The 24,973-nt window shown below is 69.7% G+C and carries 25 protein-coding genes; 16 read left to right on the forward strand and 9 right to left on the reverse strand.

Annotation, left to right across the window (positions count from 1 at the left end):
* The 3 genes from GZ67_RS0116390 to GZ67_RS0116400 all read left to right on the forward strand — a co-directional run.
* The coding region (locus GZ67_RS0116390) for a proton-translocating transhydrogenase family protein (protein WP_029273953.1) at positions 1-407 on the forward strand (407 nt) is incomplete at its 5' end.
* Positions 404-1,801, forward strand: a complete 1,398-nt coding sequence (gene pntB, locus GZ67_RS0116395; protein WP_029262125.1) for a Re/Si-specific NAD(P)(+) transhydrogenase subunit beta — start codon at positions 404-406, stop codon at positions 1,799-1,801. The genes GZ67_RS0116390 and pntB, both read left to right, overlap by 4 nt.
* A gap of 59 nt (positions 1,802-1,860) precedes the next feature.
* Complete coding sequence (locus tag GZ67_RS0116400) at positions 1,861-5,529, forward strand: proline dehydrogenase family protein (RefSeq protein WP_029262126.1); 3,669 nt, start codon at positions 1,861-1,863, stop codon at positions 5,527-5,529.
* 26 nt (positions 5,530-5,555) lie between these two features.
* Here GZ67_RS0116400 and GZ67_RS0116405 read toward each other — a convergent pair whose 3' ends face one another.
* Positions 5,556-5,858 (reverse strand): hypothetical protein, encoded by a 303-nt coding sequence (locus GZ67_RS0116405; RefSeq protein WP_029262127.1) that lies wholly within the window; start codon positions 5,856-5,858, stop codon positions 5,556-5,558.
* 33 nt (positions 5,859-5,891) lie between these two features.
* On the reverse strand, positions 5,892-6,614 hold the full coding sequence (locus GZ67_RS20475; protein WP_081860035.1) for a cutinase family protein: 723 nt from the start codon (positions 6,612-6,614) through the stop codon (positions 5,892-5,894).
* Between the two features lie 257 nt (positions 6,615-6,871).
* Between GZ67_RS20475 and GZ67_RS0116410 the strand changes: the two genes are divergently transcribed.
* From GZ67_RS0116410 to rocD, 5 genes are all read left to right on the forward strand, one after another.
* Positions 6,872-7,306 carry a hypothetical protein gene (locus tag GZ67_RS0116410; protein WP_029262128.1) on the forward strand — a complete coding sequence of 145 codons (435 nt, stop codon included), beginning with the start codon at positions 6,872-6,874 and terminating at the stop codon, positions 7,304-7,306.
* Complete coding sequence (locus GZ67_RS0116415) at positions 7,306-7,542, forward strand: helix-turn-helix transcriptional regulator (RefSeq protein ID WP_029262129.1); 237 nt, start codon at positions 7,306-7,308, stop codon at positions 7,540-7,542. Before GZ67_RS0116410 ends, GZ67_RS0116415 begins: the two co-directional genes overlap by 1 nt.
* The gene (locus tag GZ67_RS0116420; protein ID WP_029262130.1) at positions 7,539-8,540 is read left to right on the forward strand and encodes an NAD(P)-dependent alcohol dehydrogenase; all 1,002 of its coding nucleotides are present in this window, start codon (positions 7,539-7,541) and stop codon (positions 8,538-8,540) included. The genes GZ67_RS0116415 and GZ67_RS0116420 overlap by 4 nt, the downstream gene beginning before the upstream one ends.
* A 171-nt stretch (positions 8,541-8,711) precedes the next feature.
* Positions 8,712-9,590, forward strand: a complete 879-nt coding sequence (ddaH, locus tag GZ67_RS0116425; protein ID WP_029262131.1) for a dimethylargininase — start codon at positions 8,712-8,714, stop codon at positions 9,588-9,590.
* Positions 9,587-10,807, forward strand: a complete 1,221-nt coding sequence (rocD, locus tag GZ67_RS0116430) for an ornithine--oxo-acid transaminase (RefSeq protein ID WP_029262132.1) — start codon at positions 9,587-9,589, stop codon at positions 10,805-10,807. The genes ddaH and rocD overlap by 4 nt, the downstream gene beginning before the upstream one ends.
* 96 nt (positions 10,808-10,903) lie before the next feature.
* Here the strand turns inward: rocD and GZ67_RS0116435 are convergent, their stop codons facing one another.
* The 3 genes from GZ67_RS0116435 to GZ67_RS0116445 all read right to left on the reverse strand — a co-directional run bounded on the left by GZ67_RS0116435 (position 10,904) and on the right by GZ67_RS0116445 (position 13,038).
* Positions 10,904-11,191, reverse strand: a complete 288-nt coding sequence (locus GZ67_RS0116435) for a hypothetical protein (RefSeq protein WP_029262133.1) — start codon at positions 11,189-11,191, stop codon at positions 10,904-10,906.
* A 63-nt stretch (positions 11,192-11,254) separates the two neighbouring features.
* The gene (locus tag GZ67_RS0116440; RefSeq protein WP_029262134.1) at positions 11,255-12,592 is read right to left on the reverse strand and encodes an MFS transporter; all 1,338 of its coding nucleotides are present in this window, start codon (positions 12,590-12,592) and stop codon (positions 11,255-11,257) included.
* Between the two features lie 5 nt (positions 12,593-12,597).
* Positions 12,598-13,038, reverse strand: coding sequence for a MarR family winged helix-turn-helix transcriptional regulator (locus tag GZ67_RS0116445; protein ID WP_029262135.1), 441 nt, complete (start codon positions 13,036-13,038; stop codon positions 12,598-12,600).
* A 59-nt stretch (positions 13,039-13,097) separates the two neighbouring features.
* Here GZ67_RS0116445 and GZ67_RS0116450 point away from each other — a divergent pair, with 59 nt between their 5' ends.
* The 6 genes from GZ67_RS0116450 (at position 13,098) to GZ67_RS0116475 (ending at position 19,273) form a co-directional block, all read left to right on the forward strand.
* Complete coding sequence (locus GZ67_RS0116450; RefSeq protein WP_029262136.1) at positions 13,098-13,835, forward strand: copper homeostasis protein CutC; 738 nt, start codon at positions 13,098-13,100, stop codon at positions 13,833-13,835.
* Positions 13,836-13,868: 33 nt separating this feature from the next.
* Positions 13,869-14,726: an alpha/beta fold hydrolase gene (locus GZ67_RS0116455; protein ID WP_029262137.1), complete on the forward strand. Its 858-nt coding sequence runs from the start codon at positions 13,869-13,871 to the stop codon at positions 14,724-14,726.
* Positions 14,727-14,902: 176 nt separating this feature from the next.
* Positions 14,903-15,640, forward strand: coding sequence for a DUF1684 domain-containing protein (locus GZ67_RS0116460; RefSeq protein WP_029262138.1), 738 nt, complete (start codon positions 14,903-14,905; stop codon positions 15,638-15,640).
* A gap of 65 nt (positions 15,641-15,705) precedes the next feature.
* The gene (locus GZ67_RS0116465; RefSeq protein WP_029262139.1) at positions 15,706-16,755 is read left to right on the forward strand and encodes a lipoate--protein ligase family protein; all 1,050 of its coding nucleotides are present in this window, start codon (positions 15,706-15,708) and stop codon (positions 16,753-16,755) included.
* Positions 16,734-17,711: a DNA-methyltransferase gene (locus GZ67_RS0116470; protein WP_036303484.1), complete on the forward strand. Its 978-nt coding sequence runs from the start codon at positions 16,734-16,736 to the stop codon at positions 17,709-17,711. The genes GZ67_RS0116465 and GZ67_RS0116470 overlap by 22 nt, the downstream gene beginning before the upstream one ends.
* A gap of 50 nt (positions 17,712-17,761) precedes the next feature.
* Positions 17,762-19,273: a carboxylesterase/lipase family protein gene (locus GZ67_RS0116475; protein WP_036303486.1), complete on the forward strand. Its 1,512-nt coding sequence runs from the start codon at positions 17,762-17,764 to the stop codon at positions 19,271-19,273.
* Positions 19,274-19,293: 20 nt separating this feature from the next.
* Here the strand turns inward: GZ67_RS0116475 and GZ67_RS0116480 are convergent, their stop codons facing one another.
* Genes GZ67_RS0116480 through GZ67_RS0116490 form a run of 3 tightly spaced genes read right to left on the reverse strand, consistent with a single transcriptional unit; the run spans position 19,294 to position 21,537 of the window.
* Positions 19,294-19,641, reverse strand: coding sequence for a cupin domain-containing protein (locus GZ67_RS0116480; RefSeq protein ID WP_029262142.1), 348 nt, complete (start codon positions 19,639-19,641; stop codon positions 19,294-19,296).
* A complete protein-coding gene (locus tag GZ67_RS0116485; protein ID WP_029262143.1) occupies positions 19,638-21,041 on the reverse strand; it encodes an NAD(P)/FAD-dependent oxidoreductase in 1,404 nt (467 codons plus the stop codon). Before GZ67_RS0116485 ends, GZ67_RS0116480 begins: the two co-directional genes overlap by 4 nt.
* A gap of 28 nt (positions 21,042-21,069) precedes the next feature.
* A complete protein-coding gene (locus tag GZ67_RS0116490; protein ID WP_029262144.1) occupies positions 21,070-21,537 on the reverse strand; it encodes an Lrp/AsnC family transcriptional regulator in 468 nt (155 codons plus the stop codon).
* Between the two features lie 100 nt (positions 21,538-21,637).
* Here GZ67_RS0116490 and GZ67_RS0116495 point away from each other — a divergent pair, with 100 nt between their 5' ends.
* Entirely contained in the window at positions 21,638-23,089 is a 1,452-nt protein-coding gene (locus GZ67_RS0116495) for a gamma-aminobutyraldehyde dehydrogenase (RefSeq protein ID WP_029262145.1), read from the forward strand.
* A gap of 52 nt (positions 23,090-23,141) precedes the next feature.
* Here the strand turns inward: GZ67_RS0116495 and GZ67_RS19910 are convergent, their stop codons facing one another.
* Positions 23,142-23,831, reverse strand: coding sequence for a M23 family metallopeptidase (locus GZ67_RS19910; RefSeq protein ID WP_231481838.1), 690 nt, complete (start codon positions 23,829-23,831; stop codon positions 23,142-23,144).
* 818 nt (positions 23,832-24,649) lie between these two features.
* Between GZ67_RS19910 and GZ67_RS0116505 the strand changes: the two genes are divergently transcribed.
* Positions 24,650-24,973, forward strand: a 324-nt coding sequence (locus tag GZ67_RS0116505; RefSeq protein WP_029273954.1) for a hypothetical protein, incomplete at its 3' end; no start/stop codon positions are given.

Genomic DNA, 24,973 nt, shown 5'->3' on the forward strand with positions numbered 1-24,973 from the left:
CGGCGGCGCCGGTCGAGGTCGCGCCGCCGAAGAAGATGTCCACCGCGCGCCGCGTCGGCCTGATCGTGGTCGGCATCGCCGCGCTGTTCGTCGTGAACGCGTTCGCGCCGGCTCCGCTCCCGCAGCACTTCACGGTGCTCGTACTGTCGGTCGTGATCGGCTTCTTCGTGATCGGCAAGGTGCACCACGCACTGCACACCCCGCTCATGTCGGTGACCAACGCCATCTCCGGCGTCATCGTGGTCGGCGCGATGCTGCAGATCACCTCGCCGCTGCCGATCGTGCAGGTGCTCGCCGCGATCGCCGTGCTGCTGGCGTCGATCAACATCTTCGGAGGGTTCGCGGTCACCCGACGGATGCTCGCGATGTTCACACTCGGGAACTCGGCGAAGGGCGGCCGGAAGTGACCGTCGACGCGCTCGCCGGGGCGGCCTACATCGTCGCCGCCCTGCTGTTCATCCTCAGCCTCGCCGGCCTCAGCCGCCACGAGTCCGCCCGTGCCGGCGTGGTCTACGGCATCTCCGGCATGACGATCGCGCTGGTCGCGACCGTCGCCCTCACCGTGGCGGATGCGTGGAGCACCGGCGCGTTCCTCGGCCTCGGGCTGCTCGTCGCCGCGGTGCTCATCGGCGCCGCCATCGGCCTGTGGCGCGCCAGGGTCGTGGAGATGACCGGGATGCCCGAGCTGATCGCGCTCCTGCACAGCTTCGTCGGTCTCGCGGCCGTGCTCGTGGGCTGGAACGGCTACCTCGCGCACCCGGACATCGCCCCGGCGCTCGTCGGCATCCACGACGCCGAGGTCTTCATCGGCGTCTTCATCGGCGGGGTGACCTTCACCGGATCGATCGTCGCGTACCTGAAGCTGTCGGCGAGGATGTCGTCGAAGCCGCTCATGCTGCCGGGCAAGAACGGGCTCAACATCGGGGCACTCGTCGCGTTCGTCGCCCTCACCGTGTGGTTCGTGAACGACCCGCAGCTGTGGTTCCTGATCGCGGTCACCGTGCTGGCGTTCGCGCTCGGCTGGCATCTGGTCGCCTCGATCGGCGGCGGTGACATGCCGGTGGTCGTCTCGATGCTCAACAGCTACTCGGGCTGGGCGGCGGCTGCGGCCGGCTTCCTGCTGAACAACGACCTGCTGATCGTCACGGGCGCGCTGGTCGGATCCTCGGGTGCGTACCTCTCCTACGTCATGTGCAAGGCCATGAACCGCTCGTTCCTCTCGGTGATCGCGGGTGGCTTCGGGGTCGCGGCGCCGTCCGCGGACGACACCGAGTACGGCGAACACCGGGAGATCACCGCGGAGGGTGCGGCCGAGATGCTCGTCGCGGCGAGCAGCGTCGTGATCACGCCCGGCTACGGCATGGCGGTCGCGCAGGCGCAGTACCCGGTGGCCGACCTGGTCCACCGGCTCCGCGAGCGCGGCGTGGACGTGCGGTTCGGCATCCATCCGGTGGCGGGCCGTCTTCCCGGGCACATGAACGTGCTGCTGGCCGAGGCCAAGGTGCCGTACGACATCGTCCTCAGCATGGACGAGATCAACGACGACCTCGCCTCGACTTCGGTGGTGCTCGTGATCGGTGCGAACGACACCGTGAATCCCGCGGCCGCGGAAGACCCGTCGAGCCCCATCGCCGGGATGCCGGTGCTGAAGGTGTGGGAGGCCGAGAACGTCATCGTGTTCAAGCGCTCGATGGCCGCCGGCTACGCGGGCGTGCAGAACCCGCTGTTCTTCCGCGACAACGCGCAGATGCTGTTCGGCGACGCGAAGCAGCGGGTGGAGGACATCATCGCCGCACTGTGAGCTGTCGAGAGGGGTGCGGGCTCCCGGCCTGCGGGGTGATGCAGACCTAGGGTGGACACATGGCAGAGTCGTCGTCATCTCCGGCGGATGCCGTGGCATCCGCACCCCTCGCAGACCGTGCCGTCGAGCTTGCTCGGCGGTGGGCGATCGAGGCCGCCGCGATCGAACCCGACCCCGCTGCCGCCCGTCTCGCCGGAGTGCTGCAGGATGCGAACGGGCTGCCGTTCACGCTCGGCTTCGTCGACGGCGTCATGCGCCCCGAGAGCCTGAGCGCCGCCGCCTCGCAGCTGCACCGCATCGCGCCGATCGTGCCCGAGTTCCTGCCCTGGTACCTGCGCTCGGTGGTGCGGCTCGGCGGGGGAGTCGCGCCGATCCTGCCGTCGCCGGTCGTGCCGATCGCGCGGAAGGTGCTGCGCGACATGGTCGGGCATCTCATCGTCGATGCGCGACCGGCCAAACTCGAAGCCGCCATCGAGCGCATCAAGGCCACGGGCTCCCGCCTGAACCTCAACCTGCTCGGCGAGGCGGTGCTCGGCGAGGCCGAGGCGAAGCGCCGGCTCGACGGCATCCACGATCTGATCCGGCGGCCGGATGTCGACTACGTCTCGGTCAAGGTCTCGGCCATCGTCAGCCACCTGTCGATGTGGGCGTTCGACGAGGTCGTCGACGAGGTCGTGGGGCGGCTGCTCCCGCTGTATCTCACGGCGGCAGCGGACGGCACCTTCATCAACCTCGACATGGAGGAGTACCGCGACCTCGACCTCACGATCGCCGTGTTCACGCGCATCCTGGAAGACCCGCGGCTCGCCGGGCTCGAGGCCGGGATCGTGCTGCAGGCGTACCTGCCCGATGCCCTGCCCGCGCTGCAGGAGCTCACCGCCTGGTCGCAGGACCGCGTCGCGCACGGCGGCGCCCGCATCAAGGTGCGACTCGTCAAGGGCGCCAACCTCGCGATGGAGCAGGTCGAGGCGCGGATGCACGGCTGGACCCCCGCGACCTACGACACCAAGCTCGACACCGACGCGAACTATCTGCGCTGTTTGGACTGGGCCCTGCGCCCCGAGCATGCCGCCGCCGTGAAGCTCGGCGTCGCCGGACACAACCTGTTCGGGATCGCCTACGCGTGGCTGCTCGCCGGGGAGCGGGATGTGCGCGAGGCCGTCGAGTTCGAGATGCTGCTGGGCATGGCGCAGGGGCAGGTGCAGGCCGTCTCGCGTGAGGTCGGGCCCGTGCTGCTGTACGTGCCGGTCGTGGCGCCCGCGGAGTTCGACGTGGCGATCAGCTACCTGGTGCGCCGGCTCGAGGAGAATGCCTCGCCGGACAACTTCCTCTCCGCAGCCTTCCGGCTCGGTGAGGACGAAGCGCTGTTCGTGCGCGAGCAGGATCGGTTCCTCGATGCGCTCGACCGGTCGGAAGATCCCACGCTGTGGAGCGGACCGCGTCGCACGCAGGACCGGCTCGCACCCGCGCACGAAGCGCTGCGTCCCGCGCCCGTGGCTCCGCTGCCGGAGACCGACCTCACCCAGGCCGTGCTCGGCATCTCGCGCGGCTCCGACGATGTCGGCGGCGGTCGCGAAGCCTTCCTCGAGACGGCGGTGTACTCCGCTCGTGAGGTGGAGCAGGATGCCGGTGGTGCTCCGGGCTTCTCGAACACGGTCGACAGCGACCCCGCCCTGCCGGTGAACCGCGACTGGGCGCGCGGCGTGCGGGAACGGATCGGCTCGTCCGAGCTCGGTGACGCCACGATCGCGGCCGCACGCGTCAGCGATGCGGAGTCCCTGGAGCGGATCGTGCAGGGGGTCCGCGGTGCGGCTCCGGCCTGGGGCGCTCGTCCCGCCGCCGAGCGCGCCGAGGTGCTGCTGCGCGCCGCCGCCGCGCTGGAAGCCCGACGCGGCGACCTGATCGAGGTCGCCGCCTCCGAGACCGGCAAGATCTTCGCCGAGGCCGACATCGAGGTGAGCGAGGCCGTCGACTTCGCCCGGTACTACGCGGCCACCGCGCGCGAGCTCGACGCGATCGCGGGGGCCGTGTTCGTCCCGGCATCCGTCACCGTCGTCGCGCCGCCGTGGAACTTCCCGCTCGCGATCCCCGCCGGCGGAGTGCTCGCCGCGCTCGCCGCAGGCTCGGGCGTCGTCTTCAAGCCCGCCCCGCAGGCCCGCCGCTGTGCCGCCGTGATCGCGGAGACGCTGTGGCAGGCGGGCATTCCGCGCGATCTGCTCGCGCTCGTCGACATCGAGGAGGGAGAGCTCGGACGCGAGCTCATCACCCACGACGCGGTCGACCGCGTGATCCTCACCGGCGCATGGGACACCGCCGCGCTGTTCCGCTCCTGGCGTCCCGACCTACCGCTGCTCGCCGAGACCAGCGGCAAGAACGCGATGATCATCACCCCCTCGGCCGACCTCGACCTGGCCGTCGCCGACCTGGTGAAGAGCGCCTTCGGGCACGCCGGTCAGAAGTGCTCGGCCGCCTCGCTCGCGATCCTCGTCGGCCCCGTCGGGCGCTCACCGCGGTTCAAGCGGCAGCTCGCAGATGCCGTGCGCTCGCTGCACGTGGGCCCGCCCACCGATCCGCTCGCCGAGGTCGGCCCGGTGATCGAGCCGCCGCAGGGCAAGCTCGCCTGGGCGCTGAGCGAGCTCGAGGGCGAGGAGCAGTGGCTGATCGAGCCCGCGCTCGCGGCCGGAGACGACGGCAGCGGACGGCTGTGGCGGCCCGGCATCCGGGTCGGCGTGCAATCGGGGTCGCGCTTCCACACCGAGGAGTTCTTCGGACCGGTGCTCGGCATCATGCACGCGCCGACCCTCGAGAAGGCCGTCGAGCTGCAGAACGCCGTCGCCTACGGCCTCACCGCCGGGCTGCACACGCAGGATCCGGGCGACCTCGCCTTCTGGCTCGACCGCGTGCAGGCGGGTAACCTCTACGTGAATCGCGGCATCACCGGGGCGATCGTGCAGCGGCAGCCGTTCGGCGGCTGGAAGCGCTCGGCCGTCGGTCCCGGCGCCAAGGCGGGCGGCCCGAACTACCTGATCGGTCTGGGGTCCTGGCGGTCGCAGCCGGGCGGACCGGCATCCAGCACCCTGCATCTGCGCGGGCTCGACTCCCGCATCACGGCGCTCATCGAGTCGGCGCAGTCGTCGCTGGAGTACGAGAAGTTCGAGTGGCTACGGCGCTCGGCGCTCTCGGATGCCCTGGCGTGGGACCGCGAGTTCGGGCAGGTGCGCGACGTGTCGCACCTCGGCGTGGAGCGGAACCTGTTCCGGTACCGCCCGGTGCCGGTCGAGATCCGGGCGACGGAGGATGCAGCCCTGCAGGATCTGCTGCGCGTGGTGATCGCGGGCGTACGTTCGGGCGCCGCCTTCGTGCTCTCGACGCCGGTCGGTCTGCCCGGCGACGTGCGCCGCGCGCTCGGCGACCTCGACGCCTCGGTCTTCCTCGAGACCGACGAGGAGTGGATGCAGCGGATGCTCCGCGAGGAGGATGCCTTGGAGGGTGTCGTCGCGTTGCCCGTGAGCGACCGGGTGCGGCTGGTCGGCGGTCGCGCCGCGGTCGCCGCGCTGCACACGGCCCTGGCGACGGCATCCGGCGGCGATCCCGACCTCGCGGTGTACGACGGCGAGGTCACAGCGGCCGCCCGGATCGAGCTGCTGCCGTTCGTGCACGAGCAGTCGATCTCGATCACCGCGCACCGTTACGGCAACCTCGACCCCTGGAGCAGCGACGTGATCTGAGCGCGGCATTGCAAGCGAGGTGATCCTCAAGTGGTGGCGAGCACCATCAAGATCGTGGTCATGATCGCGCCGACCGAGGTCGCGCTCAGTACCCCCCAGGCAACCACGCGGCGCTTTGCGCTATCCGCTCCCACGATCATCGAGGCGATTCCGCCGCCGCCGAGCGACACGAAACAGAAAACGAGTGCGGTGATATTTGCTGCGTCTTTGAGGGAGGGCGACTGACCGGGCATGTTGACGGTTGAAATGGAGACGCCGACAGATGCGACGAGAGCCACCATCGCCACGATGACAGCTAGAGCCCAAGGAAGTGCGATCGATGTCTTCATCCGATCACCGCTCGTTCCCATTTCAGCACCGAACTATCCCCATCGAATGAAGTTGTCGAGAAAGGCCGCAGCGTTCCCTACGTACATGCTGTAGTCGCTGTGGATCCCCCAGCCTGCCAGTAGGTTGTTCTGGCACGGGGCATCTCCCGATCGGCAATAGATCCGGAGCACCTGTCGGGAAGCCATTGAATTGGAGTCTAGGGACCAGCCGTAGGTCTTCAACCCGTTGAGGCGATTCTGAACGTCGTCTGCGCGTGGCCACATGCCGATCACACCCGGGTTTACTCCGGGGGAGTTGACAGGCTGATTCGGGCGATAGCCCGGGTCGCCGAACGCTACAGCGCCCTTGACTTGAGCCTTGGCCGTGGCGTTCATTGTGCTGCCCAGAGTGGTCGACACAACGTCAGCGCCCTGAGAGTATCCGATGAGCAAGACCATGGGGCGCACTGCACACGAACTGTATGATTCGAGCTCTGCTTTGAGCGTCGCGACACCGCTATTGCGACTGCTTACATATGAGTTGCTGTTGTCGATCAGGTTCACTTCCGCCTTTGCCGGATAGTTCAGACTCACGACCCACGTCTTCAGCTCGAGGGGAAATTGAGACTTGAGCTTGTCGATCACGGGAGTGACGTTGCTGCCGAATCCGCCCGCTTTCCAGACTCTTCCGCCAGCCGCAAGGCTCGAGCCAGCAGGAGCGTTGGTGCCGCGTACGCCGATGACTACGACATGTGCGTCGCACGGGCCCGGAAGCAGTCGTCGCTGACGCCGAGATCCCGCTCGCGGCTAGTGACGACGCGACTAGCGCTGCGATTACTGCGGAGGTGAGGAAACGCCGATGTTTCTTAGATTTCATATGTAACTTGTAACACATTACCTCGGACGGGGGAAGTGTATCGAGAGACGGTTGCCGATCGCTTCGCCCCGGAGCGGTTCAAGATGTAAAGAATTCTTGACACGGCCGTATCGGCGGCGTAGCGTGAGTGTCAAGAATCTTTTACATCGGAGGCATCATGGTCTACGAGGAACGCAACGCCTGGGCGGGACTCATCGTCAGCCCGATCGCGCTGGTCGTCTATGTCGTGCTCGTGCTCCAGCAGGCCGGGGGAGGACCGCTCACCGCCGTCGACTGGTTCCCGCTCATGCTGTGGACGATCGGCGGAGGCATCGTCGCGACGATCGTGATCAGCATCGTCTGGGGCATCCTCGCCGGAATGAGAGACCCGGACGGCGCCGGCCGCTCCGACATCCGCGACCGTGACATCGGTCGCATGGGCGGCCGGGTCGAGCAGGCCTTCGTCGTGATCGCCGGGCTCGGGGTCATCGCGCTGTGCGCGGTCGGCGCCGATGTGTTCTGGATCGCGAACACCATGTACCTCGGCTTCGCGGTGTCCGCGCTCGTCGGCGGCGTCGCCCGCGTGATCGCGTACCGGCGGGGGCTCGTCTGATGGTGAAGCCCACCCTCGTCTCCAACAGCATCCGCGCGCATCGCGAGCAGGCCGGGCTCACCCAGGCCGAGCTCGCCCGCACCGTCGGAGTGACCCGGCAGACGCTCATCGCGATCGAGCAGCAGAAGTACTCGCCCACCCTGGAGCTGGCGTTCCAGATCGCCCGCGCATTCGGGGTCGGCCTCGACGACCTGTTCGCCTACCCCGCCCCACCCGCATCCGGAGGACCATCATGACCGAGACGATGAACGCCTGGCGACGCGAGACCTACGGCCCGTCATCCGGGGTGGGCCTCGAGCAGATCCCCGTGCCGGTGCCGCACCGCGGCGAAGTGCTCCTGAACGTGCGGGCCACTTCCCTGAACGCGGGCGACGTGCGGTTGCTGCTCGGCGATCCGCTCCTCGTGCGCCCGGTCTTCGGCCTCACCCGTCCGAAGCATCCGGTGCGTGGCATGGAGGTCGCCGGCACCGTCGTCGCGGTCGGGCCCGACGTGGTGAGCGCTGAGATCGGCGAGGAGGTCGTGGGCGAGCTGGTCGGCGGCGGAGGGCTCGCCGAGTACGTGCGGGTTCCCGCGTCGCGGCTCGTGCCGATCCCGCCCGACATCACGCCCGAGGCGGCGTCGTCCCTCCCCATCGCCGCCGGCACCGCGTGGCAGGCCCTCGATCTCGCGGGCGTCGGCTTGCGCGGAGGCGAGGCTCCCCGGGTGCTGATCATCGGCGCATCCGGAGGTGTCGGCACGTTCGCGGTGCAGCTCGCCGCCCTCCGCGGGGCCGAGGTCTGGGCGACCTGCAGCGTTCGCAACGCACCGCTGGTCGAGCGCCTCGGCGCCGTGCGCACCTTCGACCACCGGGTGTCGCCGCTGAGCGAGATCCCGGCCGGGCGTTTCGACGCGATCGTCGACATCGCCGGAGGGATGCCGCTGCGCGAGCTGCAGCGACTCGTGGGGCACGGTGGTCGTGTCGTGCTGGTCACGGGCGACGGCGGGCACGTGCTGGGTCCCATCCCGCGGATGCTGCGCGCCGCGGTCCTGTCAGTCGGCTCCCGGAGCATCCGTCCCCTCGCCGCGACGCCGCGACCGGAGGTGCTGGCCAAGCTCCTCGAACTCGTCGCCGACGGCCGCATCGTGCCCGTGATCGAGCGCGAGTATCCGTTCGCGGAAGCATCCGCCGCCCTCGCCCACCTCGAGGCCGGGCACACCGTGGGGAAGGTCGTGGTCCGCGGCTCGGGGGTCTGAGCGCCTCGGATGAAGCGCGGCTCTGGCGGCGTACAGGGGGCGGGTGACACAATGGACTCCGGCGTGCCCGAGTCGCATCTTCCCCGTCGCCGGCTCTGAACGAGCAGCGGGTCGAAGGACCGCCGGGCCCCAGGACAGCGTCCGCCGCGCCCGTCCATTCGAGGAGCCCCCATGTCGACGACTGAAACCGCCGTCCGCACCGCACCCGCCCGCACCGCGCACCGCCGGCACTACCTGATGTGCAAGCCCGAGCACTTCACCGTGAACTACTCCATCAACCCGTGGATGGAGCCGTCGCGGCCGACCGACACCGCCAACGCCGTCGCGCAGTGGCAGAAGCTGCACGACCTGTACCTCGAGCTCGGCCACACGGTCGAACTCATCGAGCCGCTCGCGGGCTACCCCGACATGGTCTACACGGCCAACGGCGGATTCCTGATCGACGGCCGCGCGTACGTGCCCGAGTTCCGCTTCGTCGAGCGTCAGGGTGAGGCGCCGGCGTTCGCCGACTGGTTCCGCGCCGCCGGCTACGACACCGTGATGCCGAAGGAGGTCAACGAGGGCGAGGGGGACTTCCTGCTCGTCGGCGACGTGATCCTGGCCGGTACCGGCTTCCGCTCCACCGGCGACAGCCACCGCGAGGTCGGCGAGGTCTTCGGCCGTGAGGTCGTCTCGCTGAACCTCGTCGACCCGCGCTTCTACCACCTCGACACCGCGATCGCCGTGCTCGACCCGGTGCAGGGCACAGACAACGGCGGCCCGGAGCGTGCGAACATCGCGTACCTCCCCGGCGCCTTCGACGACGCCAGCCGTGCCGAGCTGGAGAGGCGCTTCCCCGACGCGATCCTCGTGTCGGACGAGGACGGTTCGGTGTTCGGCCTCAACTCGTCGAGCGACGGCTACAACGTGATCATCTCGCCGCGAGCCAAGGGCTTCGAGAAGCAGCTGCGCGAGCGCGGCTACAACCCGATCACGGTCGACCTCTCCGAGCTGCTGCTCGGCGGCGGCGGCATCAAGTGCTGCACGCTCGAACTGCGAGGCGCGAAGTGACCGCGGTCGACATCGCGAACGAGGGCGAGGCCACCGAGGTCGTCGCCGAGCCGCACGTCGCGCACAACTACCACCCGCTGCCGGTGAACATCGCCCGCGGCGAGGGCGCCTGGGTGACGGATGTCCAGGGCAAGCGCTACCTCGACCTGCTCGCCGCGTACTCCGCCGTGAACTTCGGGCACCGGCATCCGGCGCTCGTGGCCGCGCTCACCGAGCAGCTCGGGCGGGTCACGCTCGTCAGCCGCGCGTTCCAGAGCGACAAGCTGGAGCCGTTCGCCGCGGCACTCGCCGAGCTGGCCGGCAAAGACCTCGTGCTGCCGATGAACACCGGTGCCGAAGCCGTCGAGACCGGCATCAAGGTCGCCCGTGCCTGGGGCTACCGGGTCAAGGGGATCGCCGAGGGCAAGGCACGCATCATCGTCGCGGCCGGCAACTTCCACGGCCGTACGACCACGATCGTCAGCTTCAGCGACGACGAGCAGGCGCGTGATGACTTCGGTCCGTACACGCCCGGCTTCGACGTCGTGCCCTACGGCGACGCCGAGGCGATCGCCGCGGCCATCACCGACGACACGGCCGCCGTGCTCGTCGAGCCGATCCAGGGCGAGGCCGGCGTCGTGATCCCGCCTGCGGGATACCTGCGCCGCATCCGCGAGATCTGCGACGAAAGAGGAGTCCTGTTCATCGCCGACGAGATCCAGGCCGGGCTCGGCCGCGTGGGCGAGACGTTCGCGTGCGACCGCGAAGGCGTCGTGCCGGACCTGTATCTGCTGGGCAAGGCTCTCGGTGGCGGCATCCTCCCCGTCTCGGCCGTGGTCGGAAACGCCGACGTGCTCGGCGTGATCCGTCCGGGCGAGCACGGTTCGACCTTCGGCGGCAACCCGCTGGCGGCGGCGGTGGGCCTGCGCGTGGTCGAGATGCTGCAGACGGGCGAGTTCCAGGAGCGCGCGCGGGCACTCGGCGCGCATCTGGAGCAGGCGCTGCAGCCGCTGATCGGCCACGGCGTGACCGCTGTGCGCATCGCGGGGCTGTGGGCGGGCGTCGACATCGACCCCGCCCGAGGAACCGGACGCGAGATCGCCGAGAAGCTGCTCGATCGGGGCGTGCTCGTCAAGGACACGCATGGTCAGACGGTGCGCATCGCGCCGCCGCTCGTGATCCGCGCGACCGAGCTCGACTGGGCGGTGGAGCAGCTCAAGCTCGTCCTCGGCGCGTAGTACTCGGCGTCAGGCCGGTGTGACGGGCAGCGCCACCGCAGGGGGGAGGCCGTCTCTGGGGGTGACGGCTGCGGTGACGCTGCCCTCTCGGAGCGCTCAGGCCGGTGGGGAATCCGGGTCGAGCGTCTTCAACGTGTCTTCCTCGGCGGCGTTGTCGGCGTCGAGTTGGTCTTCGGTCCCCTCGTCGCCCCCGAGGGCAGAGCGGTGGCCCTGGCCGGCATCGCCCTGGATGGCGCCGCCGGTCGATTCGCCGCGCGAGCTGTCGCCCTGGATCGCGCCGCCGGTGCCGTCGCCCTGACCGGCATCCTCATCGGGGACGCCGACGCCGGGAGCGCCCTCGGCCGGGTCCTGCGGGTGGGGTGTGCGTTCCGTGTTGTCGTCCATGCACCGACGGTACGTACGTCGGGTGCACTCCGCAGAGGGCGTTGACAAACCGAGGAAAGAGGCTCAGCCCTCGAGGTCGTTCCTCTTCGCCGTGCGGATGGGCGTGGTGACGGCTGCTTCGTCGCTGAACTCGATCGGGTCGGGCCGCTCGACCACACTCAGTGGCCGGGTCTCGTCGAGGGTGAGCAGGAAGCGGCGGTTCTCGGCGCGGCGCAGGCGGCCCGAGGTCGCCACCCAGATCACCCCGATCGCGCAGGCGACGAATCCGGCCGTGCCGCCGAGCATGATGGCCGCGCGCGGACCGAAGGAGTCGGCGACCCACCCGGCGATGGGGGCACCCACGGGGGTCGAGCCCATGATCACGGCCATGTACAGCGCGAGCACGCGTCCGCGCAGCGCCGGCTCGGTGGTGATCTGCACGTACCCGTTGGCCGTGGTGAGCAGCGTCACGATCATGAAGCCGGTGAAGGTCAGGGTGACGGCATACGAGGCATACGTCGGCATGGCGGATGACACGAACGCGGCGATGCCGAATCCGCCGGCGGCCATGATCACGACGCGCACCCGCGCGCGATCCCGGCGCGCCGCGAGCAGGGCGCCGATCAGGGAGCCGATCGCGAGCACCGAGCTGAGCACGCCGTAGCCGTCGGCACCCGCGCCGAACTCGAGCGCCATGGTCGAGGCGAAGATCGGGAAGTTCATGCCGAACGCGCCGATCAGGAACACCGTGACGAACACGACCCGCAGGTCGCTGCGCCCCCAGACGTACCGGAAGCCGGCCGCGAGCCCGCCGCGACTGCGGTTCTTCAGCCGTGGCGCGAGCAGGCCGGTGCGCAGCATCGACAGCGCGAGGATCATCGCGAGGAAGGTCGCGGCGTTCACGATGAAGACCCAGCCGGAGCCGATCGCCACGATCAGCAGACCGCCGACCGCCGGGCCGACCATGCGGGCGAGGTTGAAGGATGCCGAGTTCAGGGCGACCGCGTTCGACGTGTCGCCCGTCGACACCATGTCCGAGACGAATGCCTGGCGGGCCGGAGCATCGAATGCGTTCACGACACCGAAACCGAGGGCGAAGGCGAACATCATCGGCAGGGTCATCACATCGTTCAGCAGCAGCACGCCGACCGCGATGGCGAGGGCCAGGAGTGCCGACTGGGTGGCGAACAGGATGTGGCGTCGGTCGAAGCGGTCGGCCACCCAGCCGGTGAGGCTCACCAGCACGAGCGGCGGACCGAACTGCAGCGCCATGGTGACGCCCATCGCGGTGGCGTCGTTGTCGGTCAGCTCGGTGAGCACGACCCAGTCCTGGGCAGTGGCCTGCATCCAGCCGCCGACGTTCGAGACCAGGGCGCCGGCGAACCAGATCCGGTAGTTGATGTTCGCGAAGGAACGGAACATGGCGCTCATCGCTCCACCACCCTTCGCATCAGGGCGCTCGCTTCTCGGAGCGTCGTGAGCTCGGCCTCGGTGTATTCGACCTCGCGCAGCATGTCGGCCAGCAGCTCGTCGCGGCGGCGGATCGTCTCGACGACGAGCTCGATGCCGGCGTCGGTGATGTCGACCTGCACGCGGCGGCGATCTTCCTCGTCGGGAGTGCGGACGACGAAGCCCTGCTCCTCGAGTCCGTTGATGGTGCTGGTCATCGACGGTGCGGTCACGCGCTCGCGCACGGCGAGGGTCGAGATCGTGCGGCGGCCGTTCATGCGCAGGTCGGCGAGTACCGCCAGCTGGGCATCGCTCATCGAGTCGGCCGCGCGGGCGCAGCGGAGGCGACGGGCCAGGCGGAACGTGGCCATGCGCAGGTCTGTGGCGGTGAGGGCGAGGGATTCATCGGACGCAGACATTACTTAGATAGCCTATCTAATTTTTCTGACACTGTCTCGGTGCCGGGCACAATGGAGGAGTGACCCGAACACTCGCCTTGGAAATCGCCGTGCAGGACCCCGCCGGAGTGCGCATCGCCGCCGAGATCGGCGCCGACCGCGTCGAGCTCGCCACGGCCCTCGCCCTCGGCGGACTGACCCCGTCTCCCGCGACGCTCGAGTTGGCGGTCGAGGCGGCCGGAGCAGATGGCCCCGAGGTGCACGTGCTCGTCCGGCCGCGCGGCGGCGGCTTCCACTACACCGACGACGAGCTGGCGATCACCGAGCGCGACGTGCGCCGCGCGATCGCTGCGGGTGCGACCGGCGTCGTCATCGGCGCGCTCGACGCGGAGGGGCACCTCGACCTGTTCGCCATGGCCCGGCTCCGCGATGCCGCGGGCGGAGCGCCCGTCACCCTGCATCGCGCCATCGACGTGACGGCCGACCCCGTGGCGACGCTGCGCAGCGCCAGGGAGCTCGGCCTGCGCCGCGTGCTGACCTCGGGTGGGGCATCCGCCGCGATCGACGGCATCGACACCCTGCGCGCGCTCGTCGCTGCGGCCGAGGGTGAGATCGAGATCATGGCCGGCAGCGGAGTCGACGTCACGAGTGCCCCGGTGCTCGCCGCGGCGGGGGTGGACGCGATCCACTTCTCCGCCAAGCGCTCGGTGATCGAGGAGGGCGGCGTGCGGATGGGCTCGGCCTCCGACGGCGTCGGCGGCTACGAGGTCACCGACCGCGACATCGCCTTCGCGATCCGGGATGCCGTCGCGCGGTAGGCGGTGCGGGTGCGCGGTCGCTAGGCTCGCAGCGTGACGGATACGCGCGAGTTCACCGACGCCCATGGCGTGGCCATCGTCTATGACGTGCATCCGGCTGCGGGGACTCCCCGCGGAGTCGTGCAGCTCCTGCACGGCGTCGGCGAGCATGCCGGACGATACGGCGCTCTGATCGGCGCCCTCACCGAGGCCGGCTTCCACGTCTACGCCGACGACCACCGGGGCCATGGCCGCACCGGCATCCGTCAGCACGGCGGACCCGAGAAGCTGGGGCGACTCGGCGTCGGCGGACTCCGCGCGGCCGAGGATGCCGTCTGGCAGCTGACCGGAATCATCCGCGACGAGAACCCCGACCTGCCGCTCGTGCTGCTCGGCCACTCGTGGGGTTCGTTCCTGGCGCAGATGCTCGTGAACCACCACCCGGAGGCATGGGATGCCGTGATCCTCTCGGGCTCCGCGCTGCGCACCCCCGGGTTCCTCAACGCGGCACCCCTGAACGCGCGGTGGGCGAAGGACGAAGGCGCCACGGGGCTCGAATGGCTCAGCCGCGATCCCGCCGTGTGGGCCGCATTCGCCGACGATCCGCTCACGACCGACGTCCCGCTGCTCAAGCTCTTCGGTCCGATCGAGGCCGCGCGGCTCTACGGGCGTCCGGCCAAGGACCTGGGTCGCGACATCCCGATGCTGCTCCTCGTCGGTCGCGATGACCCGGTGGGCGGACCCCGCAGCGTGCACAAGCTCGCCGACGAGTACCGCAGCCGGTCCGGGCTCACCGACATCACGACCCTCGTGTACCCGGATGCGCGCCACGAGATCTTCGCCGAGCTGCAGCAGGAAGAGGTGCGCGCCGACGTGCTCGCCTGGCTCGACGCGCACATCCCCGCGCGCTGAGCAACGCGCCTCGCATTCCCGCTTCCGTGCGGTGTGACGCGACGTTACGCCCGGTGAAGGCGTGTGACGGACCCGTTCTCCGGGCTCGGAGACGACCGTAGATTCGGGTCAGTATTCCGCGCAGGAGCGAGGAGCGCGCCGTTGCGGGCTGCCCTCGCACGGGAGGGACCGCACCGATGAGCTTCGTGAAGGACTGGCAGGACTGGCACGCGTCGCGCGAGCGCTACGCAGGGTCGGAGTATGGTCCGTCGGCGCTCGAGTCGACGAACTGGCTCATCACGGAGGCGGCAGCGGTCGACGGCATCCCCGGGCTCTGGGCGCTGACCGGCGACGGCGGCATCCGGGGGAGCGAGCTCGGTCAGGCGGGATCGACCGTGGTCCTGCGCGGTACGGAGAGTGTCCGCCTCGGCAGGCGTGAGCTGCGGGTGTTCGATCGCCACGGTGCCCTCGCGCTGCGGGTGCTGAATCCGGCACGGCCGCAGCGCGAGTGGTTCACCGCGATCGACGCCTACGCGCCCGACGAGCGTTGGCGACTCCCGGCGGTGTTCGAGGAGACGCCGGATGAGCAGATCCTGATCACATCGGTCGACGGTGAGGCGCGGGAGACGCCGGTCGCCGGGCGGTTGCGGTTCGAACTGGCGGGGGCAGCCCAGACGCTCACCGTCACCCGGAACGGACAGGGCGCGCTGAGCGCGGTCTTCGCCGACGGCACCAACGGGCTGGAGACGTACCGGTTCCGGTTCCTGCCGGTCGACGAGCCCGCCGCCGATGGTACGGCCGTGATCGACTTCAACCGCGCCTATCTGCCGCCGTGCGCGTTCTCGGACCAGTACGTCTGCCCGCTGCCGCCCGCCGGCAACCGGTACTCGACACCGATCCGTGCCGGGGAACGCGTGGTCGTGCTCGGGGGGTGATCCGTCCGGCGGGTGATCCGCCGCCGACCCGCCGGATCAGGGCTCTCGCGGCTTAAGCTGGAACCGTGCACGGTGAATACAAGGTCCCAGGTGGAAAGCTCGTCGTCGTCGACCTCGAGATCGAGGACGACCGGATCGCCCGCTTCCGCCTCGCCGGCGACTTCTTCCTCGAGCCGGACTCGGCGCTGGACGACATCAACGCCGCGGTCAACGGGCTGCCTGCCGAGACGGACTCGACGGCCATCGCCGCGGCCGTCCGGAGTGCCCTTCCGGATGGCGCTCAGCTGCTCGGCTTCTCGCCCGAAGCCGTCGGCACCGCGGTGCGTCGCGCGCTCGTGACGGCCCCGGGGTGGCGCGACTTCGACTGGGAGATCGTGCACGACAAGGCGGTCTCGCCGCGCATGAACCTCGCCCTCGACGAGGTGCTCACCGCCCGCGTCGGCGAGGGGCGCCGTCGTCCCACCCTGCGCATCTGGGAGTGGAACGAGTCGGCCGTCGTGATCGGGTCGTTCCAGTCGTACCGCAACGAGGTCGACCCCGAAGGCGCCGCACGGCACGGGTTCGACGTGGTCCGCCGCATCTCCGGCGGCGGGGCGATGCTCATGGCGGCGGGGCAGATCATCACGTACTCGCTGTATGTGCCGGCATCGCTCGTCGCCGGCATGACCTTCGCCGACTCGTACGCCTTCCTCGACGACTGGGTGCTGCAGGCGCTGCGGTCGCTCGGCATCGACGCGGTCTATCAGCCGCTCAACGACATCGCGAGCCCGACCGGCAAGATCGGCGGTGCCGCGCAGAAGCGCCTCGCCAACGGGGGAGTGCTGCACCACGCGACCCTGTCGTACGACATCGACGGTCAGGTCATGACCGAGGTGCTGCGCATCGGCCGCGAGAAGCTCAGCGACAAGGGCACCACCTCGGCCGCCAAGCGCGTCGACCCGCTGCGCAGCCAGACCGGGCTCGAGCGCGCCGAGATCATCGAGCGGTTCAAGGACACCTTCCGCTCGCTGACCGACGCCGAGACCGGTGCGATCACGGCGGACGAGTACGCCGACGCGGAGGCTCTCGTCGAGTCGAAGTTCGCCACCGAGGCGTGGCTGCATCGGGTGCCGTGACCGCGGGCGCGGTCACCGTCATCGAGGGTGACAACCTCGCCGTCGCGGCGACCCTGCCCACGGGTTCCTTCACGCTCGTGTACCTCGACCCGCCGTTCAACACCGGCCGGACGCAGGGCCGGCAGGTGGTCACCGCGCGCCGGACGTTCACAACTCAGGAAGAATCCGCAGATTCGGGCGCGGAGCCCGTCGAATCGAGCGATGCGGCACCGGTCTTCCTGAGTTCTGAACCGCCGGCGACCGAGCCCGAGCCCGCGACCGAGCCCGCGACCGAGGTGCGGCACGGGTTCCACGGCCATGCGTACGAGCGGGTCCGCGGGATGCTGCGCGCGTACGACGACCGTTTCGACGACTACGGCTCCTTCCTGATGCCGCGGCTCGAGGAGGCGTGGCGGCTGCTCGCCGACGACGGCACGCTGTATCTGCACCTCGACTACCGCGAGGCGCACTACGCGAAGGTGATGCTCGACGCCGTGTTCGGGCGGGACTGCTTCCTCAACGAACTCATCTGGGCGTACGACTACGGCGCGAAGTCGCGCAGCCGCTGGCCCACGAAGCACGACACGATCCTGGTGTACGTGAAGAACCCGCGGGAGTACGTCTTCAACTCCGACGAGGTCGACCGCGAGCCCTACATGGCACCCGGACTGGTCACGGCCGAGAAGGCTGCGCGCGGCAAGCTGCCGACCGACGTGTGGTGGCACACGATCGTGCCGACGACCGGGCGCGAGAAGACCGGTTATCCCACGCAGAAGCCGGAGGGGATCCTGCGCCGCATCGTGACCGCGTCGAGTCGACCCGGCGACCGGGTGCTCGACCTCTTCGCCGGCAGCGGCACGACCGGGGCCGTGGCCTCGGCGCTCGGTCGCGATGCCGTGCTGGTCGATGACAACCCCGAGGCGATCGGGATCATGAAGACGCGGATGCCGCACGCCGAGGTGATCACGCCCGGCTGAGGGCGTTCGTGGTGTCGCCGCTCGCCGTCCACAGACGGGAGAATGCTGTGATGACGGATACCGACTTCGAGACGACCGCCGACCTCGTCGAGGTGACGACCACCGCAGGACGCGTGCGCGGCCGCTGGCGTCCGACCACCGGTGGTCGAGGCAATCCGCGGTCGGCGGCGTTCCTGGGCATCCCGTTCGCGGAGGCCCCGGTCGGTGAGCTGCGCTTCCAGGCGCCCGTGCCGAAGGCACCGTGGGAGGGCGTGCGCGACGCGCTCGAGTTCGCCGCCACCGCGCAGCGCGGCGATCCCGGCGTCACGCTCATCCCCGAGCCGAGCGTCGAGGGCGAGTCGACACTCAATGTCAACGTGTTCACGCCGAGCCCGGCCCGCGCCGAGCAGGGAACCGGGCTCCCGGTGCTCGTCTGGATCCACGGCGGCGGGTACTTCGCCGGCTCGCCCGCGAGCGTCTGGTACGACGGCCGCAACTTCAACCGCGACGATGTCGTGACCGTGTCGATCTCGTACCGCCTCGGCTTCGACGGCTTCGGCTGGATCGAGGATGCTCCGTCGAACCGTGGCGTGCGCGACTGGCTGCTCGCGCTGGAGTGGGTGCAGCAGAACATCGCCGCGTTCGGCGGCGACCCGTCGCGCGTGACGATCGCCGGCCAGTCCGCGGGCGGCGGTGCCGTGCTGACCCTGCTCGGCATGGAGAAGGCGCAGCACCTGTTCCACGGTGTCTACTCGATCTCCGGCGCGCTCGCCGATGTCGCCGCCACCCGTGCCGAGACGTTCGGTCGCGGGCTCGCCACCGCCGGCGGGGTCGAGCCGACCGTCACCGGCTTCTCGTCGCTGTCCGAGGAGCGCATCCTCGAGCTGCAGAAGAAGGCGACCGCGCTCGGGCCGTCGTCGGTCGGCACCATGATCGAGGAGGGGCTGCCGCTCGGGCCGCGCATCGACGGCGATCTGCTGCCACGGTCGACGCGCGAGGCGCTCGCCGCGGGTGTCGGCGCCGACAAGCCGCTCGTGCTCGGGGCGACCGACGACGAGTTCACGATGGTGTTCTCGGATGCGGCGAAGAAGCTGCGCTGGGTGCCCCGATCGCTGCTGCTGCGAAAGCTCGGACTGCCGAAGGCCGCGCGCCGTGCGTACCTCGCCGCCAACGCCGACATCACGGGCCTCGGCAATGCCCGTGTCGCCGGGCGACTGCTGACCGACCGGATGTTCCGTTCGGCGCTGCTGAAGGTCGTCGCCGACCGCGGGGCCGCGCCGACCTGGGTGTACCGGTTCTCGTGGCCGTCGGGGCGCTTCGGTTTCGCGGAGCACTGCCTCGATGTGCCGTTCTTCTTCGACTGCCTCGACGGGCCCGCGATCGAGCCGCTCGCCGGCCCGAACCCGCCGCAGCAGCTGGCCGATGAGGTGCACGGCGCGGCGGTCGCGTTCGTCACCGGCGGGGATCCCGGTTGGCCGCGGCACGAGGGGGGTGCGGGCATCGTCCGGGTCTACGACGTGCCGACGCGCGACGTCCGCGATGCCTACGCCTCCGTGCGTCCGCTCCTGGGCGAGTCGTCCTGACGATCTGAGCCGACCTGCCGTCAGGCCACGTACACCTTGCGGAGCGTCTCGGTCACGGTCCAGGTCGTGCGCATGCCCTCGGCGAGACGCACGACCGAGCCGGGCCCGACCTCGAGGTCGGGCAGCCCCGGCGAGGCGAACGAGATCGTGGCGCGGCCGCTCAGCACGACGAAAACCTCGTCGGCCTCGGTATCGGTCGCGGTGCCCGGGGTCATCTCCCACACTCCGACCTCGACCCCGCCGATCGTCGCCAGCTCGTGCACGGCGGTCGTCGGGGCGCCGGCGAGCACCTCGTCAGCGGGCAACGGCTCGTGCGCGAGTGCGAGACCACGAGCATCCATCCCCGTCCCCGCCGCGAGAGCGTTCACGAGTCGAAGCCCATGCCGACGGCGTCGAGCGTCTTGAGGAACAGGTTGCGCTTGCCCTCGTTGTGGTCCGCCCGGTCCATGGCCGCGCGCACCAGGTTCACGCCGATCGACGCGGCGGGCTCCGGCGGGAACGGGATCGGCTTCTCGCGCACCATCCGCAGCTCGGTGCGTTCGGTCGAATCCCCCGACAGCGTGTCGAGCATGACGTCGGCGGCGAAGCGGGCAGCCCCCACACCCAGTCCGGTGAAGCCGGTCGCGTAGGTGACGCGGCCCTTGCGGGCGGTACCGAAGAACGCGCAGAAACGGCTCGACGAGTCGATCGCCCCGGCCCAGCGGTGGGTGAAGCGCAGGCCCTCCAACTGCGGGAAGGTCGTGAAGAAGTGCGAGGCGAGCTTGCGGTGGCTCTCGATGCGGTCCTCGTACTCGGGGCGCACCTTGCCGCCGTAGTGGTAGACCGCGTCGTAGCCGCCGAACAGGATGCGGTCGTCGGCGGTGAGCCGGTAGTAGTGGAACTGGTTCGCGCTGTCGGCGAGGCCCTGGCGGTTCGACCAGCCGATCGACGCGAGCTGTTCGGCGGAGAGCGGCTCGGTCATCAGCACGTAGTCGTATACCGGCACGGTCATCAGGCGGTTGCGCTTGAGGAGCGAGGGGAACACGTTGGTGGCGAGGGCCACGGCATCCGCCACGATCCGACCGTTCGGCGTGACCAGCGTGATCGGACCGGAGCCGTCGCCCTCGATGGCGCGCACGATGCTGTGCTCGTAGATCTCGACGCCGAGGTCTGCGGCCACGCGTGCCAGCTCGACGCCCAGCTTGGCCGGGTGCACCAGGGCAGAGCCCTCGCGGTCCCAGGCTCCGGCGAGGAACGTCTCGGAGCGCACTTCCGCCTGCACGGCTTCGCGGTCGAGGAAGCCCGGTTCGTCGCGGAGCCACTCGACCTGGTGCGGCTCGACCGCGACGGCCAGCTGACCGGTGCGCTCGAACTCCGCGTCCATGCCGTAGCGCGCGACGGTCTGCTCGATGCCGTCGAGGTTCTCGTGGCCCAGCTCCTCGAGCCGGTCGATCTCCTCGGGCCACCGGGTCAGACCGTTCTCATGACCGTGGGTGAGGCTCGACTCGCAGAAGCCGCCGTTGCGACCGGATGCCGCCCACGCGATCCGCGCTGCCTCCAGGAGGACGACGCGGCGCTCGGGGTCGCGCTCCTTGGCGCGCACGGCGGTCCAGAGCCCGGCGTAGCCGCCGCCGACGATCGCGAGGTCGGCGCGGACCGTGCCGTTCAGGCGCGGATGCGTCGGTCGATCGACATCATCGAGCCAGAACACGCGGAGCGCGGTGTCGCGCAGGGAGTCGTCGACGACCTGCTGCGGCGGCCGACGGCGTTCGAAGACGGTGGTTCCCATGATCACTCCGATGCGTCGGGGGTGCGCCTCAGCGCGTTCCCCAGTTGTAGAGGTCTTTGTACAGGCCCGCGTAGAGCAGGCTCTCGGTGTGGACGATGCCCGGGATGGTGCGGATGCGGGTGGCGATGAGGGTGATCAGGTGCTCGTCGTCCTCGCACACGGCCTCGACGAGGATGTCGAACGTCCCGAGCGTGACGACGACGTAGGCCAGCTCGGGGATCGTGGTGAGCTCTTCGGCGATCGCGCGGGGGTCGCCGGAGACGCGGATGCCGATCATCGACATGCGGTGGAAGCCCAGCTGCATCGGATCGGTGACCGCGACGATCTGGATGATGCCGGCCTCGGTCATCCGCTGCACACGCTGGCGAGCAGCCGCCTCGCTGAGCCCGACCTCGCGCGCGATCTCGGCGTAGGGGCGGCGTCCGTCCTCCTGCAGGAGTTCGACGATGCGCTTCGAGATGTCGTCCAGTGCAGGCTGGGCAGGCTTGGGGCTCATCTGTCGATATTGACAGTCATGGCTCGATCCTGCAACTGATTCAGTCGCTGCGTGCGGCCGATATCTTCCGATTCCGCAGGTCGCGCGCTACCATGACGGCATGTCCCGCAGCCTTCTGAAGAACTCCGCGCCGTTGCAGAACTTCATCGGCGGTCGCTACGTGCCCGCGTCCGGGATGGAACGGATGCCGCTCCTCGATCCTGTCACCGAAGCCGCCTACGGTGAACTGCCGATCTCCGACGGTGCCGACGTCGACGACGCCTATGCCGCGGCATCCGCGGCCTTCCCGCTCTGGCGTGACACGACGCCCGCCGATCGGCAGCTGGCGCTGTTCCGCATCGCCGATGAGATGGAGTCGCGGGCCGAGGAGTTCGCCGACCTGGAATCGCAGGACACCGGCAAGCCGCGTGCGAGCCTCGTCGCCGACGAGATCATGCAGTCCGTCGATCAGCTGCGCTTCTTCGCCGGTGCCGCCCGCAGTCTCGAAGGTCGGGCGGCGGGGGAGTACCTCGCCGGGCACACGTCGTTCGTGCGCCGGGAGCCGGTCGGCGTGATCGGTCAGGTGACGCCGTGGAACTATCCGCTGAACATGGCCGTCTGGAAGATCGCGCCTGCGCTCGCTGCCGGGAACACGGTCGTGCTCAAGCCCGCGGAGTCGACGCCGTTGACCACGCTTCTGCTCGCCGAGATCGTCGCGCTGCATACCCCGGCCGGCACTCTGAACGTCGTGCTGGGCGATCGCGACACGGGTGTGGCGCTGGTCGAGCATCCGACCCCGCAGATGGTCGCGATCACCGGTTCGGTGCGTGCGGGCATGGCGGTGGCGCGCTCGGCGGCGAACGACGTGAAGCGCGTGCACCTGGAACTCGGCGGCAAGGCGCCGGCGATCGTGTTCGCGGATGCCGTGCTCGAGAAGGCGGTCGACGGGATCATCACCGGGGCCTTCTTCAACGGCGGCCAGGACTGCACGGCGGCCACTCGGGTGCTGGTGCACGAGTCGCAGCACGACGAGCTCGTCGCGGCGCTCGTGGCCAGGGCGAAGACGCACGCGCGCACCGGCGGACCGCACGAGGAGGGGGTGCTGTACGGCCCGCTGAGCAGCGCGGCGCAGCTCGCTCAGGTGCAGGGCTTCATCGACCGCCTGCCGGCGTATGCGACCGTCGAGACCGGCGGACGCCGCCAGGGAGACCGGGGCTACTTCTGGGAGGCCACGATCGTGTCGGGCGTGCGGCAGGACGACGAGGTCGTGCAGGGCGAGATCTTCGGTCCGGTGCTGACCGTGCAGGTGTTCGGATCCGACGACGAGGCGCTGGAGATGGCGAACGACGTGCCCTATGCGCTCGCCGCCTCGGTATGGACGACGGATCATGCCAGGGCGATGCGGTTCTCGCGCGACCTCGACTTCGGCTGCGTGTGGATCAACACGCACATCCCGTTCGTGTCGGACATGCCCCACGGCGGGTTCAAGCACTCCGGATACGGCAAGGACCTCTCGCAGTACGGCTTCGATGACTACACCCGCATCAAGCACGTGATGAGCGCGCTCGACTGAGTGGCCGCGGCCGCGGAGCCCGCGCAACGCGCCGACGGTTCGAGTGTGAGGGTCAGCTCACGTGCGTCTGGAGCCAGGGCATGGGGTCGATGGCGACGGTGTTGATGTGGACCTCGAAGTGCAGGCAGGAGCCGAACACGTAGCCGGTCGATCCGACGTCGCCGATGTACTGGCCTTCGTCGACACAGTCGCCGACCTCGACCGCACGGGTTCCGTAGTTCAGGTGCGAGTAGACGGTGCTCACGGCCTGTCCGTCGACGATGCTCTCGATCTGAATCGTCACGCCGTAGCCCTGGTAGCTCTCGGTGGAGCGGGAGACGCAGCCCTTCATCGCGGCGTTGATAGGGGTGCCCACACCCGCGGCGAAGTCCTGGCCGAGGTGAGACCGGCCCGGCCGTGACGCACCGAAGCCATCGGTGAACGAGTAGGTCCCGTCTGCCATCGGCATGATGATGCGATCGGCGATGGGGATGTCGACGGCGCTTCCGAGCGGCATGCCGGCAGCGAGTGCCGCCGCGACGGCACGGGAGCGTGTCTCCTCGATCTCCTCGGGCGTCGTCGCCGAGAAGGTCCCGCGCGGAGCGATCTCCGCGCGGATCTCGTCCGAGGACGAGGACGCGGACGTGGATGTGTAGGACTGCGCGGCATCGGCAGCGGCCGCAGTGGTGAGGCTGGTGGTGGCGCCGGCGACGACTCCTTCGCTCCCGGTGGCGAGTGCGGGCAGTGCGGCGCCGGTGACCATCACGCCGATCGCGAATGTGGCGCCGAGCGCCTTGGCCTTCGCCCACGGACGCTTCGCGCGGCGGGGACGGACCGGAGACGAGGCGGGCTTTCGCGCGAGACGCCCTCGCGGGCTCCGGGGGCGGCCGGGCGTGCCGGTGGCCTTCGGGTGCGACGGGCGTGGGGTGTCCGTGGTGGCGGTGCTCGCATCGACGGGAGACAGCGTTTCGGTCGCGGTCGCGGTCGCGGTGGCGGTCGCGGTGCTCGCGTCGACGGGAGACTGCGTCGCGGTGGATGCGTCGGCCGTGCGGGGAGGCTGTGCGTTCGAGGGCGCGTCCGCCGCGCGGGGAGCTTCAGGAGTCGTGGGGGCGGAGTTCCGCCGATCGCGCCGCAGCAGCGGGCGGGGTGCGACTGGTGCTTCTTCGGGGGCTTCCGGGGCGTCGTGAGCGCGCTCGGGTGGCAGGGAGTTCGTGACGGAGTCCTTCCGGAGGGCAGATGTACGCGGCGGTCGATCCCCCCGGATGCCACCGTTACCGATCTGTAATTTAGTTGGCGAACCTGTGAGCGTCAAATCGAAGAGCGGATGCTCGACGTCATGTCGACGACGGATGGTCTGTCTCCGGCGACATCGGTGTGTGCGGTGTCGGCGCGGATACTCACACTCTGCCCTGGTGGGGGCGTCCGCGTGTGTCGCAGTGGGGCGTGCTCTAGCCAGTGTGGACAAGTGCTGTGGCGGTGCTTCTGTGGAGGGCCTGTCGGCGTTTCGCGTGTTTCGGAATATTGCTCTGAACAGGGGTTATCGGAGTTCGAATGTCGGTGGTCCCGGGTTGACTTAGGGGTATGAACAACCCCGTGGAACTGCTCGGCCAGGTCGTCGCTGACCTGGATGCGGTGCTGCGCTCGGACGTGATCGCCCGGCTCGGTGACGACGAGAAGATGGGGCTGTTGCGGGTCGCGGGTGAGGTGCAGCGGCGGGTGGAGGCAGTGGTCGTTGAGACGGTCGCGTCGGTCGATGAGCGTCCGGCGGGGTCGGGGGAGCCGGCGTTCTGCGGGCGATATGGCTGCCGCACGGTGAACGAGTTGCTGCAGCGGGTGGTGCGCACGGATGCTGCGGGGGCGGGGCGGGTGGTGAAGGCCGCGAAGGCGGTGCGGCGGGAGGTGGGG

It is taken from the genome of Microbacterium sp. Cr-K20 (assembly GCF_000708325.1).
Lineage (GTDB): Bacteria > Actinomycetota > Actinomycetes > Actinomycetales > Microbacteriaceae > Microbacterium.

Coding starts and splice junctions, on each gene's coding strand:
- GZ67_RS0116440 (WP_029262134.1), bottom strand. CDS start 12,592: ATGTTCCGTTCCTTCGCGAACATCAACTACCGGATCTGGTTCGCCGGC.
- GZ67_RS19910 (WP_231481838.1), bottom strand. CDS start 23,831: ATGGTCACCGGCGCCGCACTGCCCGCACTCGCCACCGGGAGCGAAGGA.
- GZ67_RS0116420 (WP_029262130.1), top strand. CDS start 7,539: ATGACCGAGACGATGAACGCCTGGCGACGCGAGACCTACGGCCCGTCA.
- GZ67_RS0116485 (WP_029262143.1), bottom strand. CDS start 21,041: ATGGGAACCACCGTCTTCGAACGCCGTCGGCCGCCGCAGCAGGTCGTC.
- GZ67_RS0116405 (WP_029262127.1), bottom strand. CDS start 5,858: ATGAAGACATCGATCGCACTTCCTTGGGCTCTAGCTGTCATCGTGGCG.
- GZ67_RS0116475 (WP_036303486.1), top strand. CDS start 17,762: ATGACGGATACCGACTTCGAGACGACCGCCGACCTCGTCGAGGTGACG.
- GZ67_RS0116415 (WP_029262129.1), top strand. CDS start 7,306: ATGGTGAAGCCCACCCTCGTCTCCAACAGCATCCGCGCGCATCGCGAG.
- GZ67_RS0116490 (WP_029262144.1), bottom strand. CDS start 21,537: ATGAGCCCCAAGCCTGCCCAGCCTGCACTGGACGACATCTCGAAGCGC.
- GZ67_RS0116445 (WP_029262135.1), bottom strand. CDS start 13,038: ATGTCTGCGTCCGATGAATCCCTCGCCCTCACCGCCACAGACCTGCGC.
- GZ67_RS0116410 (WP_029262128.1), top strand. CDS start 6,872: ATGGTCTACGAGGAACGCAACGCCTGGGCGGGACTCATCGTCAGCCCG.
- GZ67_RS0116400 (WP_029262126.1), top strand. CDS start 1,861: ATGGCAGAGTCGTCGTCATCTCCGGCGGATGCCGTGGCATCCGCACCC.
- GZ67_RS0116495 (WP_029262145.1), top strand. CDS start 21,638: ATGTCCCGCAGCCTTCTGAAGAACTCCGCGCCGTTGCAGAACTTCATC.
- GZ67_RS0116460 (WP_029262138.1), top strand. CDS start 14,903: ATGAGCTTCGTGAAGGACTGGCAGGACTGGCACGCGTCGCGCGAGCGC.
- GZ67_RS0116435 (WP_029262133.1), bottom strand. CDS start 11,191: ATGGACGACAACACGGAACGCACACCCCACCCGCAGGACCCGGCCGAG.
- ddaH (WP_029262131.1), top strand. CDS start 8,712: ATGTCGACGACTGAAACCGCCGTCCGCACCGCACCCGCCCGCACCGCG.